At 44.5% G+C, this 15,682-nt stretch carries 11 protein-coding genes and 1 pseudogene; 6 read left to right on the top strand and 6 right to left on the bottom strand.

Going from position 1 to position 15,682, the window contains the following annotated elements; all coding sequences use genetic code 11:
* The 3 genes and pseudogenes from L5M38_RS19775 to nhaD form a co-directional block, all read left to right on the top strand.
* Positions 1-235 (top strand): annotated as a pseudogene (locus L5M38_RS19775) (IS4 family transposase); the annotation flags it as partial.
* A gap of 195 nt (positions 236-430) precedes the next feature.
* The gene (locus L5M38_RS19770) at positions 431-1,168 is read left to right on the top strand and encodes a YdiY family protein (protein ID WP_028761626.1); all 738 of its coding nucleotides are present in this window, start codon (positions 431-433) and stop codon (positions 1,166-1,168) included.
* A gap of 231 nt (positions 1,169-1,399) precedes the next feature.
* Positions 1,400-2,869 (top strand): sodium:proton antiporter NhaD, encoded by a 1,470-nt coding sequence (nhaD, locus tag L5M38_RS19765; RefSeq protein WP_198572830.1) that lies wholly within the window; start codon positions 1,400-1,402, stop codon positions 2,867-2,869.
* A gap of 193 nt (positions 2,870-3,062) precedes the next feature.
* On the opposite strand, the gene L5M38_RS19760 is transcribed toward nhaD, so the two are convergent.
* Both L5M38_RS19760 and L5M38_RS19755 read right to left on the bottom strand, forming a co-directional pair.
* On the bottom strand, positions 3,063-3,587 hold the full coding sequence (locus L5M38_RS19760) for a hypothetical protein (RefSeq protein ID WP_263180098.1): 525 nt from the start codon (positions 3,585-3,587) through the stop codon (positions 3,063-3,065).
* 10 nt (positions 3,588-3,597) lie between these two features.
* The gene (locus L5M38_RS19755) at positions 3,598-4,419 is read right to left on the bottom strand and encodes a cytochrome C (RefSeq protein ID WP_168824862.1); all 822 of its coding nucleotides are present in this window, start codon (positions 4,417-4,419) and stop codon (positions 3,598-3,600) included.
* 429 nt (positions 4,420-4,848) lie between these two features.
* Here L5M38_RS19755 and L5M38_RS19750 point away from each other — a divergent pair, with 429 nt between their 5' ends.
* The 3 genes from L5M38_RS19750 to L5M38_RS19740 all read left to right on the top strand — a co-directional run bounded on the left by L5M38_RS19750 (position 4,849) and on the right by L5M38_RS19740 (position 7,644).
* Positions 4,849-5,598, top strand: coding sequence for a transcriptional regulator (locus L5M38_RS19750; RefSeq protein ID WP_105250092.1), 750 nt, complete (start codon positions 4,849-4,851; stop codon positions 5,596-5,598).
* Entirely contained in the window at positions 5,591-6,145 is a 555-nt protein-coding gene (locus L5M38_RS19745; protein ID WP_263180097.1) for a hypothetical protein, read from the top strand. Before L5M38_RS19750 ends, L5M38_RS19745 begins: the two co-directional genes overlap by 8 nt.
* Before the next feature lie 95 nt (positions 6,146-6,240).
* On the top strand, positions 6,241-7,644 hold the full coding sequence (locus L5M38_RS19740; protein WP_028761621.1) for a hypothetical protein: 1,404 nt from the start codon (positions 6,241-6,243) through the stop codon (positions 7,642-7,644).
* Here L5M38_RS19740 and L5M38_RS19735 read toward each other — a convergent pair.
* From L5M38_RS19735 to L5M38_RS19720, 4 genes are all read right to left on the bottom strand, one after another.
* Positions 7,625-9,862, bottom strand: a complete 2,238-nt coding sequence (locus L5M38_RS19735) for a PAS domain-containing protein (protein WP_263180096.1) — start codon at positions 9,860-9,862, stop codon at positions 7,625-7,627. The two genes, L5M38_RS19740 and L5M38_RS19735, sit on opposite strands and share 20 nt — an antisense overlap.
* A 190-nt stretch (positions 9,863-10,052) precedes the next feature.
* On the bottom strand, positions 10,053-10,760 hold the full coding sequence (locus tag L5M38_RS19730) for a TatD family nuclease-associated radical SAM protein (protein ID WP_263180095.1): 708 nt from the start codon (positions 10,758-10,760) through the stop codon (positions 10,053-10,055).
* A 228-nt stretch (positions 10,761-10,988) separates the two neighbouring features.
* Positions 10,989-14,180 carry an efflux RND transporter permease subunit gene (locus L5M38_RS19725; protein WP_263180094.1) on the bottom strand — a complete coding sequence of 1,064 codons (3,192 nt, stop codon included), beginning with the start codon at positions 14,178-14,180 and terminating at the stop codon, positions 10,989-10,991.
* Positions 14,180-15,391: an efflux RND transporter periplasmic adaptor subunit gene (locus tag L5M38_RS19720; protein WP_263167466.1), complete on the bottom strand. Its 1,212-nt coding sequence runs from the start codon at positions 15,389-15,391 to the stop codon at positions 14,180-14,182. Before L5M38_RS19720 ends, L5M38_RS19725 begins: the two co-directional genes overlap by 1 nt.
* Positions 15,392-15,682: the final 291 nt, after the last annotated feature.

Raw genomic sequence — 15,682 nt, 5'->3', positions numbered from 1 at the left:
ATCGGTCCATCCCAATCAACTGAGTTTTCGGGATGCGGCGAGTTATATCATCTTCAAGTTGACACAACTGTCATCACAAACACCGGGGAATGTCCCGAGAGACGTATTGGATATAGAACGAAATGCACGGCAATTTAAGCTGGATGGTAAACGGGAAAGGGCATATCCACGAGTCCTTAAAATGAGCAAAAACAAGTTCCCGGTTAGAGCAAAGAAAAATGCCGTTCACTCTTAAGTGAACGGCATTACGCTAAAGCGGGTTTTTTTATACTTAAAATAGCTGCAATTTTCATTTTTTAATCGTAAATGTTAATATCGCGCAGATTTTCAGGGGAAAATACTAACCCTTATTAATATGTGCTTATTCAGCATCGCTGGGACGAACAGATATTTATAGGGATTGGATTTAACGGAACAGGAACGGATAAACATGAAGAAAGTACTGACCGCAGCACTATTAATGACTGCACCTTTTATGGCGACAGCTGGGGCCGATTTTGTAAAAGGCGATGAGACATTCGCAGGTGAAGCTGAACTTGGTGCAACCTTAACCACAGGTAACACTGAAACCTCATCATTCAAAGGGCGTTTAAATCTTAAGCATGAGCTTGGCGATTGGGAGAATCAGTACTTACTCGAAGGTTTATATAAAGAGGATACAGGTTCTGTTACCGCGAAACGCTATTTAGCGGGTGCACAAGGTAACTACAAGATGACAGATCGTAGCTACTTGTTTGCTAACGGTAATTATGAAGTTGATCCGTTCACCGGTTATGATTACACGCTATCTGGCGCAGCGGGTTATGGTTATAGATTCTATGATACTAGTAAGACCTTTTTAGATGTCGAAGTCGGTCCAGGTTATATCTATCAGCGTCTTGATACAGAGCAAGCACTTATCGAAGGCCATGACACCAATGACAGCGTCGTTGCTCACGGTGTGATCAACTTTGAAACCGAAATCACTGACACCTCTAAATTCCAACAACGTTTCGTTGCAGATTACGGTGATAAGCTCGATGCCCGCTCTGAAACTTCGTTAACGGCGAATATTATCGGCGCATTAGCAATGAAGTTTGCCATTATTGTGCGCTACAACAGCGAGCCGTTGGATAATAAGAAAAGTACAGATACAGAAACCAATATGACCTTGTTATATTCCTTCTAATGCAGTGACGCTGATTAGAAACTAAAAAGCACCTTTGAGGTGCTTTTTTATTGGCTCTTTTTAGACTAAGTTAAATGTTTCTTTATTAGTTATCGCTGTAGTTATACAAAAATTAATGTTTTAAACGCCTTTGGTTATAGGGTAATGCATAGAAAGTTGCGTTTTATCAACATTTACTATGCCGAAGCTATGGTAATTTTCGACTAATTTCCTACGTAGAGATGAACTTTAATGAAATTACAGCGGTTGTTTAAAGGCAGTGGAATGGCGTTCTGGAGTCTATTCTGCGTTGCAATATTGAGCGGATTCTCACCTGCAGCATGGGCTATGACAGAAGGGATAGAACGGCTTAATTTAACCGCATCGAGTGTGGGTTATGTTGCCGTCTTTGTGTTTGTGCTTGCATACATAATGGTGATGGCTGAGGAGTCGTTACATTTACGCAAGTCGAAACCTGTGCTGGTCGCGGCAGGGATTATCTGGGGCATGATAGGTTTTGTGTATGTACAAAATGGTATGTCTGAAGTGTCGGAAGCGGCATTCAAACATAACTTGCTTGAATATGCAGAGCTTCTACTCTTCTTACTCGTGGCGATGACTTATATCAATGCTATGGAAGAGCGAAATTTGTTTGATGCCATTCGTGGTTGGCTTGTCGGCCGTGGTTTTAGTCTAAGAACCGTATTTTGGTTGACGGGGTTTATGGCGTTCTTTATCTCACCCGTGGCAGATAATTTAACGACTGCGCTATTGATGTGTGCCGTGGTGATGAAGGTGGGGGCAGGGCAACGCAAGTTTATCACCCTAGCCTGTATCAACATTGTTGTTGCGGCTAATGCGGGTGGCGCGTTTAGCCCGTTTGGTGATATCACGACCTTAATGGTGTGGCAAAAAGGATTAGTACACTTTAGCGATTTCTTCCATCTGTTTATTCCTGCTTTAGTGAACTTTGCATTACCCGCTGCCATTATGAGTGTGTTTATTCCACATTTCGTGCCAGAGCCAGAAAAAGAGCATGTTTATACTAAGCCGGGTGCTAAGCGAATTGTTGGGTTGTTTTTACTCACAATCGCTACGGCAGTGTGTGCTCATTCCTTCTTAGGTATGCCGCCTGTATTGGGTATGATGACGGGATTAGGTTTCTTACAATTCTTTGGTTTTTATCTGCGTAAAACCTTCAATCGTTCCGTTGCCCGCGAACGTGCAAAGGCTGAATTGCGTCAGGACGAGCAGCGTCTTCAGCAGCTTGGTAGTGTGGTGCCCTTCGATGTGTTTAGCAGGATCTCCCGCGCTGAATGGGATACCCTGTTGTTCTTTTATGGTGTAGTGCTATGTGTGGGTGGCCTTGGCTTTATGGGGTACTTGAGCTTAGTATCTGAGGCTTTGTATTCCAATTGGGATACGACCTATGCCAACGTGGCTATCGGTCTGTTGTCTTCGGTTGTTGATAATATTCCGGTGATGTTTGCTGTGTTGACGATGAACCCTGAGATGGCCTTAGGCCAATGGTTACTGGTAACGTTAACCGCAGGAGTTGGGGGCAGTTTATTGTCAATTGGCAGTGCTGCAGGGGTCGCGTTAATGGGACAAGCTAGGGGGATTTACACCTTTGGTGCCCATTTGCGTTGGACACCTGTCATTGCGCTGGGTTATATCGCGAGCATTTTAGTACATATGTGGCTCAATGCCGCGATGTTCTAAATAAAAGTACTGAGCATTCATCTTTTGGGCTGTATTGACGTTTGTGAGTCGTTTTGTAGCGGATAATATCGCGAATTATTTAGCGAACAACATCGATCTAACAAAATTCAATCGCATAACGTCTAGATATCAATGAATAAAATAGAGGCATCCGATGGATGCCTCTATTTGTTTGGATATGTCATGGGAAGGATTATTGCGGTAGCACTTGGATTAAATCCAGCTCGTTATTGGCTTTTGCACCGTAGATCTGAATCGCGACTTTAATTTGTGTTACTGAACCACTTGGATCCTGCTGAGCCCAATCTAAGCCAGCTATCTCAAATTGATATTGACCGCTTGTGACTTCGGTTAATTTACCGCTGCATTCTCCAAGACTTTGGCAACGATAATTTTGGGTAACATGCCAGTGTTTCCATGCCTTCGGATTCGAGGATTCCTTGGCTTTGTCGGGGAACCCAAAATAGTAAATATCATAGGTTTTCGCCGCAGTGATCGCTTCTTGTTGCGTATCCGTCAGTGAAAATTGAATTGTCCCTGTACTCGAGTCAAATTGCTCAAGCTTGAGATTTATTTGCGTTGCTTCATCAATGTTTACTGCATTTTCGACGGGAGGTGGCGGTGTCGGCGGAGCTTCAGGCTCAGTATTATTGTTGTCACTGCCACAACCTACGAGCATTAATGTCGCGAGGGTCAATGTGAGTAATGGGTATTTCATCACAGTCTCCTTAATTGAAATGCCCTGTATGGCAAGTGGTGCATTCCATGTCTGTTTTTACACTTGCCGCTGAGCCTAGTGTGCTAGTACTACCGTGACAAGTTTGGCAATCTTGTGCATCTGGTGTTGGCTTACTACCAACAAGGGCGCCGATATTCTCTCCTTGATAGGCACGATTCAATACATCGACTAAGTAATAAGCCATAGACGCGGATAAGCGGTAACAGCGTTCACCTTTTTTCGCGAATGGTAAGCCAGAAGCCTTTGACCAGTTACTGATAGATGAGTGGCATAACACGCTCTTGGCTTTTGATGAACTGCCCACAAGAGCCGTTTTTTCTGCTGTCGAGCCAATACCAGTAACAAATTCAGGTGAAGATAAAGGGAGCGTTGTATTTTCGTAGTAGCGGAAGGTATTGGCTATCACGGCGTTATTGTGACCATTAATGTCATCTAAAATATTCACTAACATGCCTATCGCATTAAGATTACCGCAGAGTGTGCCTTGGCCCGTTACCCCTGCAAAACCATAGGCGGCTAATGCCGTTGGGATTGTTTTGAACTTGTCTGCATCGGCACTATTAGATTGGGCTAGCATAGTCACAACGGCATGAAAAACTTGGTGCATACAACCACCACCCGTTTCATAGGCCAGTTTTGCTGTTGCCATTGCATCAAGTGGAACGTATTTAAGTTTCTCACCTATCGCTAATTGATATTGACCATCGGCATTCGTTGCCGCGAGAACCGATGTCCCCATGAGTGTTGCACCTGCCGCAGCGGTGCTAATACCAATAATACGGGTTAATGCTTGACGTCTATTTATGCTCATTATGTATTTCCTCTATGTAGGATTACTTCTATTTATCAAATGCTAAAGATAAATTGATGGCGTAAATTCTAAGCATGCTTGAGATAAATATTGTGATTTACGCCGGAGGATATTTGCCTTTTACATGAGCGGTAAATAGCATCACTACAATAGAATTAACCGACTTAAATTCTGCATTTTAATTAACTAAACAGATTGCAAGGTGCTCATCGTCCCGATATTTATTATATTTATGTAAATTTATGCCGAATTTCCCATGTGCTAAATGGCATTTATTCCTGTGAGTTAACGCATGTTTTTACCTAATAGCGCTGAACTTGGAGGTCGTCTCACGAAAATTAACTATTTGCTGACTTGGGTTAGCAAGATCACATTAATCATTAGTTAGTTTGCATAGACTTAACTTTGTGTTTTTATGGAGTTGAGTGGATGTTGATGCAATTGGGAGACTGCAGGTTTGATCGGGAACGAGGCATACTGATTGAGTTGTCTCGCGATGAATCTTGGCATCTTCCTCGAGCCGAGTTACAAGTACTTAATTTGCTTGTTGAGCATCAAGGTAAGTTGGTTTCTAAGCACATGCTGAAGACGGGGGATGGAAAGCATCCGCCGCTAACTGATACCTCTGTGGCCCGTGCTGTCTTTATGCTTCGCAGCTTTCTTGGACCTCAATATGAGGGCTTGATTGAAACCGTGAAAGGCCAAGGTTATTTACTTCAACCATCTAATGGGACTGAGTTTAGAGGTGTTAATTACCTCAGATTGCATACAGTGCCTTTGTGGAGTGCCTTAGTATTATTCGGGTTTATGTTAGCGTTTTCGGTGTTTTATTTGAATCATACGGATCACAGCAAGCCAACCCAAGCACTTATGACCTCAATATTACCTTTGGCTTCAGGCCAGCAAGTACGATTACACTTATTTGCTGATTCCAATACTAATAACACCTTACTCTTCGAATTAGGTGAGCGCTTAAGTGCAGGATTAATCGCCTGCGGTCAAAGTGATTGGGCTGATGTTTATGCTTCTTTGTCCCATGATAAACAAGTGCTTAATATTACTTTTCGAGGCGAAAAACTCGGTCAGTCAGTGATCCGTAATATTAAAATCAGTGATTTCACTCGACCGAAAACCTTTATCGATGCTGCTTGGCTGCAGGAGGTTAACATCTGTGGCTAAATGGCTAAAGTGGACGATTAATATTGTTATCTTGTCGGCATTGATTATGGCCTGCGGTGTGATATACAAACAGTCGGCTACCAATCAGACGATGATTTTAAATTGCAGCTCTGAATTATTCGACCGCCATTCTAGTGCCAATCCCAGCGGCAGCTCGAGTGTTAGCAGTGACGGTAAATTTTACCTACTCGTGGATGTTTTGATTGCCGCTGACAATACGCAGATCAATTATCGTTACTTTAATATTGACGGTACGAGTGCGGGCAATATTTTAATGCAAGGCAAAGTCGACAGTATTGAGGGCAATAGCATGACCTATAAAGTTACCGTTAAAACGAAAACGGAATCTGAAATTGAAAAGCAAAAAAATTGGCCAGAACATATGAAATATCTATCCTATATCAGTAGCTTACATTTTAATGACTCGGAAATGCACAATCTCAGTATCGAGGTGTTAGATATGGATGACACCAAAGATTATGCAGTGGTCCTTTTTCAGCCTAGCAATACCATTTGTGGATGCAGAATCGTAAATAGTCGAATTTAATCAGTGAATTTGAGTTTATTTCAGTTAAGATTAGTGCTCATTGATTTGTGATTACTGTGGTGAGTCTCCTGTGAGGGATTCATGAAAAGGGTGTTGTGTCTAAGATACGTGTAAAGCAAGAAGAATCCCTGTCGATTAAGTTCAGCCATCAGATGGAAAAGGGCGATAATCGGCAGCTCGATCTCTATTTCTTTTTACCTAAGGAAATGGGCATAGGCTCGCGCACGCTCAATGAAGAAGAGTACTACTACAGCTCAATAGTTGGACGTCGCTCATACTATTCAGAAGGCTTGCACTTACCTCTGGTGCAGGGGCGTTTTGCCAGTTTAAATCGCCGTACTGTTGAAGAATTCAGATTGTACCTAAATCTCTTCGCCTATCAGTTTGCGGTTGCGGTTGAAAACGATGTTAAAGAACTCAATCAAATCACAGATGTAACCCATTTTTATTTTGCCCTCGACGAATTACGCGAACAAATTGCCCAGTTGCTGAAAAAGTTTCGTCGTAACGAACCAGGTGATCCCAAATGGAAATCTTACTTTGAAAATGCTGATAACTACTTGTCTTGGTTTTGTGAGCAGCAGTTACTCAAAGTGCTCGCTTATGCCACTCGTACCAGTGATTTCAACGATATTTTAGAGCGGGTACTCACGCTCTGCCGTAATGAATGTGCCTATCGTGATGAGCATAAGTACAACTCAGCGCAAACTAAGCAAGATCCTAACCGTATCTCTAACAAGATGTTGTTGTTGCGCCGTTTAATCCAACAAGGTGTGGTACTCAAAGAAGAGTTAAAGCCTTTAGGGATTGGCCTTAAAAAGTTTACGACAGGACTGGCGACCGCGTTAGTGATGTTGGTGGTGTCTGCGTTGATAATTCAAGCTCAGGGCGCCTTTAGTGGTTTTACTATTGCGCTAGTGCTGACCTTGGCCGTGATCTACGGTTTTAGGGAAATCTTTAAGGACGATGTGCGCAATGCCATGTGGCGATTTATTCAGCGGGGTCGACCACGTTGGAGCCGCATTTTACGGGATACTACGAGTCAGGCGGTTATTGCTAAGCAGTTGGTATGGCTTGAGTTTATGCGCCAGCAAGATCTACCCGAAAAAGTCAGTGACATTCTAAAGCACAGACATAGTCAAAATAAGGTCGATGCGGAAATTCTGCACTATAAAATCGCCACTAAGGTGAATCAGAGTGAATTCCAAGCGGGATATTCGACTATTCAAGAGCAAGTGAGCTTTAGCTTAGTGCCTTTCGCCCGTTATTTAGAACGGGGTAAAGCGAAGATTTATAAGGAAGTTGAAGGCAAAATTAGTTATGAATCGGTTGAGCGGCGCTATCAAGTCAACCTGATTTTAGTGTTGCGTGATGGGCGCGAAGCCCCGCAGTATATTCGCTATAAAATCACCATGAACCGCTCGGCAATCATAGAAATTACCCAGAGTCAGTTGCCTGACTCAGTTAATGCACCCGAATCTACGATTGATGACGAGTAAAGGCTTGACCGATATTCTGATCGTTATTTTGCTTCGCCCGTTTTAGGGCGACTTCGGCATTATTCAAATATTGCTCTAATGTCTGGCCTTCTTGATAACCCGCAATACCAATACTAATACCTTCCCCTAAGCCATTACCATTGAGCTTTTCCATCATATTGAGGGCAAAGTTGTGCGCATGGGTGGCGTCTGTGTCAGGTAACATCACAATGAGCTTCCCTAGCTGCCAATGCAGAATTTGATAATTAGCTGGAATTTCAAGCAATAATTGCACTTCTATTTCTTGCTGACGATTTGCCAGTTGGTCGATATCACTCATGTGGCTTAGCATGCCCTCTGGATTGATATCCATTAACAGTAAGCTTGAGCTGAGACGGCTTGGTGGCGGCAGAGAGTTAAAGTAACGTTCTAAATCTGCCAAATTCAGCAGAATAGTACTGCGATGGGGCACAAGGTTACGCTTCTCTGTGCCTCGACCACGCTCGGCGGCTTGCTCTAAAGTGCAGACGATATAATCAATCTCACCATCAACGGCCACATGGCCCTTCAAGGTGGCTTGCAAACAATTGGAATGCGCCTGTTTAGGTGAGCATAGAATTTGCCCTTGCCACTGACCTTGCATGGCAATTTGGGCGCTGATCCTCTGCCATTGATTGCCTAAATCATTCGCGAGTAATGACGCTAAATCTTGATTTAAATCGCCATTGAGTTGCATTAACGCATCGAATACAGGATTGATTTTAATCAGTTTACCGTTAGCATCTGTGAGGGCTGTCGCGACTGTGTTATCGCATAAAAGCTCACTGAGAAAAGCATTTTGTTTGCTGCTGATTAACTCACTGATGTCCTCAAGGGTGATTAATAGATGTGGTGAGCCTCGGCTCGCCCTTGGTGCTTGGCGGATATGAACGCGTAAAGTAGGGCCATCGATACTCTCTAGACTGATTTCACCAGACCATTGACCGGTTTTATGTACCTGCTCCATTAACTCCGTGTAGGTTTTATCATCGAGGCATAAGGTACGCTGTAGGCTTCGGTCTGTCAGTTCATCTAATGGTACTAAGGTCGCTTGTGCCGCTTTAGTATTGGCACTGATGACTCTGGCATTTTCGTTGACCATCATAAAGCCGATGTCACTATTAAATAAGCCATTAGCAACATCAATACTGTATTGGCGTGAACGCTGTTGTAAGCGATACATGTGGCTGAGTAGTACAACCCAAGCGGCTAAAACCGTTAATATTAACGATGCCACAATGACAATGTTTTGCCATTGTGAGAAACGAGCAGCTATGTCTGAGTTGCGCACATAGGAGAGTAAAAAATATTCTCTGTGGGTCTCAGGTTGGGCAGTGAGTTCGATTTTAAGGTAAACATAAGTGGCTTCTTCACCGTGGAATTGTCCAAAGTTGCTCATGGACATATCGCGCCACAGGGCCGGATAACTCTGTCTTAAACTTGCTCCTAAGGTCTCTGGCATATTGCTTAGAGGGGCGAGATCGCTAGCGCCAGCATAGAGTAATCCCTGAGTATCTAGCACTAACATAGGGGACTTATTGCTCGAAAAGGCTGGTTTTATGGCCTCCAGCATTTTTACCATAGAGTTGTACGTCACCAGATAACCGATAGAACTCTGATCGGGCTTCTCGAGCCACGCCATTTGATACATATAAGGTTCAAGCATGCCGTCTATCGGAACAAATTCCAGCGGCGAGGTATAGACCTCCTTGCCACCCATGCTCCGACTTGCTCCAAGTAAGGTCGGTGGTAAGGCATCTTTATTGAAATTAGGGGGAGTTGAGAATTTATAGTTACCTTGGGGATCGTACAGTGCAATGCCGAGTAACTCAGGAATATGTTTTACTAGATCTTGCCAGTTTTCCTGCAATTTAAGTTGTTGCTTGGCGGTAGGATTGCTTAAGTATTGTTTTAGCAGTTCCCCATTGGCGAAAATTTGGGTTCGAAATTGCTGAAAAGACACTTTATCTGCGATCAATGAGCCTATGGTTTGCAGTTCACTGTATCTTTGTGTTGCCCACTCTTCTTGCAGGCGTCGTTCACCTAAAGTAATGATTAAGTGAGTTAAAATAATCATGCCAATCACCAGCATAGAAAGCTGGCTTGCAATAGCGAGTAAGCGTTGATGCGACCAATAGATCCCTTGGGTTAAAGAGAGCAGTGGCGCAGCGGGATACGTGCTTGGGTTATTCTTCAGCATGAACCGATTATGAGTGGGTGAACTGTTAATTTCGCTATGTTAACACGAAAGAATTGTTACGACAGTGCCAAGTTACTCAGCAAGATTCCTTGAGTAAAAGTTAAGACGATTCACACATGTACCACTCAGGTAATCGACAGTGTTATCTGCTTGGGTATTTCAGTCGATTTTGGCTGTATTAGAATGCCGTTTAGCCTAAGGCGCCTAATATGCGATGCTTGAATTCGCAGCCGTAGGACTCAACTTGTTCACGACAGATGTCGATATCAACACCCGCTAATCCTTCGATGGCTGAAACTTGTACCGTTTCAATATAGTGTGGCGCTAATGCGATGAAAGCATGTACGGCGGCATAGGAACCGGCGAGTTTGGGGCGACAATGTTCCATATAGGCGGCTTCATTATCCGCATTGAGGGAAATGGATAAACTATCAACGCAGTTGGCCAGTTCTGGCAAAATATTGCGCCTATGGACTAAATTACCTAAACCATCGGTATTAATACGTACTCGTCCGCCTCTTTGCTTAATTTCTTTCGCCACCGCCAGCAAGGTTGGAAGATTTAAGGTCGGTTCGCCATAGCCACAAAACACATATTCTTCGAAGTCTTTAACATCGCCAAGCAGTGGAATAATTTCTTCGGGCTTAGGTTGGTGACACAGTGCCAGTTGATATTCGTGGATCTGTTTACTGCCATTATGTTTTGGACAAAACGCGCAGCGCAGGGTGCAGCGACCCGTAATATTAAGGTAGCGACTGCGACGAATATCATAGACAAGCGTTTCAGTCGCACAGGTTTCATTTGTGCAAACTTCATCTGTTATGTGACCGTTCGCTAGGATTTCTGTGGTGACAACTTGTGGTTTATCAATATTTTGCTTGTGCAGATGCTCAGACATAATGATGGGTTTCATTTTAACGATAGCTGACGACTTAAACACAGTGTAGCGAAAGCCTGATGCGATAACTGTCAACTAGATCGCAACTTGAAAGCTCAAGCCACTCGTAGCAGACTCAAAATGACATAGATGATTAAGAGGTTATTGACTCGCACAGAGGATTAAAAAGAGAGCCTAAGCTCTCTTTTTAAGGTTCAAGACATTGATTAACTGCTTCTAGTTAACTTCCTATAGATAGTCTTTTTTATAGTCAGTGGGGACTGGCGGCTCTAAATGCTCAGGTGTAAAGTCCACTTCATGGTCTTTTTTAGGCTGCCACCACCAATGGAAGAAGCGGCTGCTAGTGCGCTTAACGTCGTCGAGTATGATGTACAGCAAGGGTACTAAAATTAGCGTCACAACGGTCGAGAACAGGATACCGAAGGCGAGGGATGTCGCCATAGGGATCACAATTTGCGCCTGCAAACTACGTTCGAGAATAATAGGCACTAAGCCGACGAAGGTGGTGAGTGACGTCAGGATGATCGCCCTAAAACGATAACAGCCTGAATCGACCGCCGCCTGCCTGACCGATTGCCCTTGCTCCCGCGCACGGTTCACAAAGTCCACCAAAATCAAGGAGTCGTTCACTACCACACCCGCTAATGCCACTATGCCGCAGAGACTTAACACGCTCATCGCGAGTCCCTGAATTAAGTGACCAAACAGGGCGCCGATAATCCCGAAGGGGATCACAGACATGATGATTAACGGCTGACTGTAGGATTTCAGTGGGATTGCCATTAGGGCATAAATGGTGAACAGCGCAAAGAAGAAGCCTTGCATCAAACCGACCATGGCATTCTGTTCATCCAAACTGCCACCGTCCAGTGCAGTTTGGATTTTAGGGTACTTGGCCTGCAATTGTGGCAGGTAATCTTTTTGGATTTCCTGTACCACTTTTGAAGGTTCAACGATGTTTTTGTTGGCATTTGCCGTGATGGTGATCGCTCGCTTACCGTCAACACGGGTAATTGAGGCGTAGGATTCGCCTTTCTCAATTTGTGCCACGGTCGAGAAGGGAACCGAGGTGCCCGTTGGCGTGCGGATCAGCATGTTTTCCAGATAACCCACAGTGCGGCGCTGCTCTAATGGGTAGCGCACCATTACCTTGATTTCTTCTTTATTACGTAAAATACGTTGGGCTTCATAACCATAGAAACCGTAACGCACTTGGCGGGCTAAATCGGAAAGCGTCAGGCCAAGGGCTTCTGCTTCTGGGCGTATCTTGAGGCGAATTTCATGGCTGCCCGATGAAAAGTTGTCGGCAATATCGTATACGCCTTCATAGCTGGCGAGTTTTTGCTTCAATTCTTTAGAGGCTGCGGACAGCTCATCGAGGTCACTTGAGGTCAGTCTGAAGGAAATATCGCCGCCAGCATCGTTGGTGCTCGCGTTAAAGCTGAGTTTTTTTACCGACAAAAGCTCGGGCAATTGTTCACGCCATGCGGCAGCAATCGTCACGCCATCGACTTCACGGTCTTCCCCTTTCGTCAGTTCGGCAAAAATGAAGGCAGAGGTACGGGAGCTCATATTGATAAAGCTGTGCTTCACCACTTGATAACCGTTATCTTTCTCCATTTTTTCGTTCATCTTGTACAGGGCTTCTTCTATGCTCTGTACCACTTTTAAGGTGTTACCTTCGGAGCTGCCTTCATCCATTTCAAGCTCAACTTGAATAAAGTCTGAGGGAATGTCAGGGAAAAATACCCAGCGCACTTTGCCACTGGCGACTAAGGCAATCGACAGAATCAATACACCGATAAAGGCCGCGACCACGTTGTATCTGTGTTTGATACAGCGCTCGAGAAAGTTGCGATAACTGTGGTGAATAAAATATTGCACTCTGTCGTTAAAATTGGCTTTTAGGTGGCCAAAGAATCCCTTTGGTGCGCCAGGTTTTTTAAACTTCATGTGCGCTAAATGCGCTGGCAGAATGAATTTAGACTCTACCAGTGAGAAGGCTAAACAGAGGATGACCACCATACCGATGGATTTCCAGATAATCCCCATAGGGCCAGAAACCATTAACATGGGAATAAATGCCGCAATTGTGGTTAAGACCCCGAAGGTCGCGGGCATCGCCACTTTTTGCGCGCCACGGATCACGTTCTCAACCGAGTGACCGTGGCGTTCGACCTCTGTGTAGGCACTCTCACCGATGACAATGGCATCATCCACCACTATTCCGAGCACTAAGATAAAGGCGAATAGGGTCAACATGTTGATCGTCATGGAGAAAGGTTCGAGCGGCATGACCAACATAGTGCCGAGGAAACACACGGGTATCCCCATCATGACCCAAAATGCTAACTTCAGATCGAGGAACATGGCTAAGATGATAAACACCAACAAGGCACCGTAAAACATGTTCGACATCATCATGTCTAAGCGGCCCTGGAGATAGTGGGTCATATCACCCCAAGTATCGAGTTGAGCGTTAGCTGGCAGTGTGGCGCGGCGCTGCTCTACGTACTGTTTAACTTGGTCTGCAATGTCTAAGGCGTTTTGATCATCAATGCTGGTGACTTCAATAATCGCAGCGGGTTTGCCGTTAAAGCGGGTATATTCCAAACGTTCTTCAAAATCATCTTTGATGGTCGCCACTTGTGGCAGCATCACACGGCTACCGTCTGCGCGAGTTGTGACGACTATATTGGCAAAGTCATCGCCCGTGTAGGCTTGGCCTTTGGTGCGCAATAGAATATCGCCATCTTGAGCACGAATAGAGCCACCTGGTAAGTCTAAGGAGGAGTTTTGCACTGCTAATGCGACTTGTGAGAAGGTCAAGCCGTACTCTCGTAACTTATTCTCAGAAACTTCAATACCGATTTCATAATCGCGCACCCCTGTGACTTTCGCACGGGTTACCGCGGGGAGTTGGGTTAAATCGTCACGAACCGATTTAGCCAATTCTTTCATATCATGGAGTGTCATATCGCCATAAACAGACACCCAAATGACGTTATTCTCAGGTTTGATTTGAGAGATATTCGGTTTTTCGATGTTCACTGGGAAGGTTGAAATTGCATCTAACCGCAGTTTGGCTTCATCGAGAATGGTCTGCACTTCGTAACCGTCTTCAACTTCAACGGTAATCGAGCCAACGCCTTCGCTAGCCACAGAAGTCACTTTCTTGATGCCGTTGATATCTTGGATGGCTTCTTCAATCTTGATGTTGATGCCTTCTTCGATTTCCTGTGGCGCCGCACCTGGATAGGCGACGGAAATATTTAATAAATTGAGTTCGAAAGAAGGAAAAACCTCTTTATTAATCAAAATACTGCTGAACAGGCCGCCGATGAGTAGAACACACATTAATAAGTTCGCGGCCACACTGTTGCGGGCGAACCAAGCTAAGATCCCTTTTTGAGTGTCCATTATTTAACTCCAGCGGCCGCAAGACTCGATTCAGGAGTATTTTCTTTTGGTGTCTCAGTAGGCAATGCCGCTTCACCTAAGATTTTGACCATTTGCCCATTTGCCATACTGTTGAAGTGGGTCGTAGCGACGCGTTCGCCCGTTTTTAGACTGTCTTTGATGAACACATTTTCTAAATCACTACGAACTACATTTACTTGGCGCATTTCAATGATATTTTTGTCGTTGACTAGCGCGACTTGGTCGTTACGAACCACATGGCGGGGCAATTTGACTATGCCATCGACAGTGCGACCTTTGATGACTGCATTGACGAAGCTGCCGTATTTAAGTGGTAAGCTACCTGACACTTTATTCGCGCGCAGATAGGGATCTTTGATTTCTGCGACTAAATACACCATGCGATTTTCGGCATCGATAACACCTTCACTGCGGATAATATTGCCTTCCCAAGTATTTTCTTTGCCCGCCAAAGAGGCGCTAAGCGTGACTTGGGTATCGGGATTGTCGACAGACTCTAAATAGGCTAAATCATCATTAGAAATGGGTAAGCGGATTTCGGCAACGCTAGTATCGTAGAGCTCACCTAGATTAGTGCCTAAGCTAACGTATTGCCCTAAATCGACATTTCTAACTTTGATTATGCCATCAAAGGGCGCGCGAATAACTGTGCGCTCAAGGTTACGTTGGGCACGCGCCAGTGCTGCCTGCGCATATTTTACGTTAGCTTGTTCTTTTTTGAGTTGCGGGATACGTAGACCTAACTCAGGGGGCAAGCCCTTGTCGTAGCCTTTGAATTCGATTTTAGCGACTTCACCACGGGCTATTTCTTCGTTCAGTGCGGCGGTGGCTTGGGCCAGCGTCGCTTCGGCTTGCATTAAGTCAGCCTCGTAATCTGAGGGCTCGATTTGTGCTAATTGGTCGCCTTTCTTGACTATGCCACCTGCAACAAAATGAGGGGAGATAGTGAGCATTCTGCCTTGAACTTCGGTCACGAGTTGGGTTTTATACTTTGGGGTAACCACGCCGTAGGAAGGTAAGTTTAGCGATACTGTTTGCTGAGTCACTTGCGTGACATCAACGATAGGAATGGGCATCTCTTCAGGTTTTTGTTCTGGCGCCTCCTTCGTTTGCATTAATAAGGCTGCGCCAAAGACAAACAGCAGCAGAATAAGAAAAGGAGACAGTCTCCTCAGTAGGGTCTTCATCATATAATGGTTAAATCCATGCTAATCGCGTAATGGGGTTAAAGTAGCAGAGTCGGCCACGCCAATAAATTTATTTTTGTAAATTAAATGTTTCTAAAAGTGATGCCGTGACAGATATGCGCATCGTGCATCGATATTTGGGCGAAAATTAGAGCAGAAAGGTGATGAAAGGTTCATTTAGGTGATTGGAATATATTGAAATAAGAATGAATACGCATTGGGGTTAACCGCTCTAAATCCGCCGCATTTCATTCTATATAATTAAACATAGCAGGATATTTTTAGTAAAATCAC

Source organism: Shewanella sp. SM101, from assembly GCF_025654465.1.
Classification (GTDB): domain Bacteria; phylum Pseudomonadota; class Gammaproteobacteria; order Enterobacterales; family Shewanellaceae; genus Shewanella; species Shewanella oncorhynchi.
This window is presented reverse-complemented; position numbering and strand designations above follow the sequence as displayed.

Excerpts from the sequence above, each read along its gene's own strand:
- L5M38_RS19770 (WP_028761626.1), top strand. The coding sequence starts at position 431 with ATGAAGAAAGTACTGACCGCAGCACTATTAATGACTGCACCTTTTATG.
- nhaD (WP_198572830.1), top strand. The coding sequence starts at position 1,400 with ATGAAATTACAGCGGTTGTTTAAAGGCAGTGGAATGGCGTTCTGGAGT.
- L5M38_RS19760 (WP_263180098.1), bottom strand. The coding sequence starts at position 3,587 with ATGAAATACCCATTACTCACATTGACCCTCGCGACATTAATGCTCGTA.
- L5M38_RS19755 (WP_168824862.1), bottom strand. The coding sequence starts at position 4,419 with ATGAGCATAAATAGACGTCAAGCATTAACCCGTATTATTGGTATTAGC.
- L5M38_RS19750 (WP_105250092.1), top strand. The coding sequence starts at position 4,849 with ATGTTGATGCAATTGGGAGACTGCAGGTTTGATCGGGAACGAGGCATA.
- L5M38_RS19735 (WP_263180096.1), bottom strand. The coding sequence starts at position 9,862 with ATGCTGAAGAATAACCCAAGCACGTATCCCGCTGCGCCACTGCTCTCT.
- L5M38_RS19730 (WP_263180095.1), bottom strand. The coding sequence starts at position 10,760 with ATGTCTGAGCATCTGCACAAGCAAAATATTGATAAACCACAAGTTGTC.
- L5M38_RS19725 (WP_263180094.1), bottom strand. The coding sequence starts at position 14,180 with ATGGACACTCAAAAAGGGATCTTAGCTTGGTTCGCCCGCAACAGTGTG.
- L5M38_RS19720 (WP_263167466.1), bottom strand. The coding sequence starts at position 15,391 with ATGATGAAGACCCTACTGAGGAGACTGTCTCCTTTTCTTATTCTGCTG.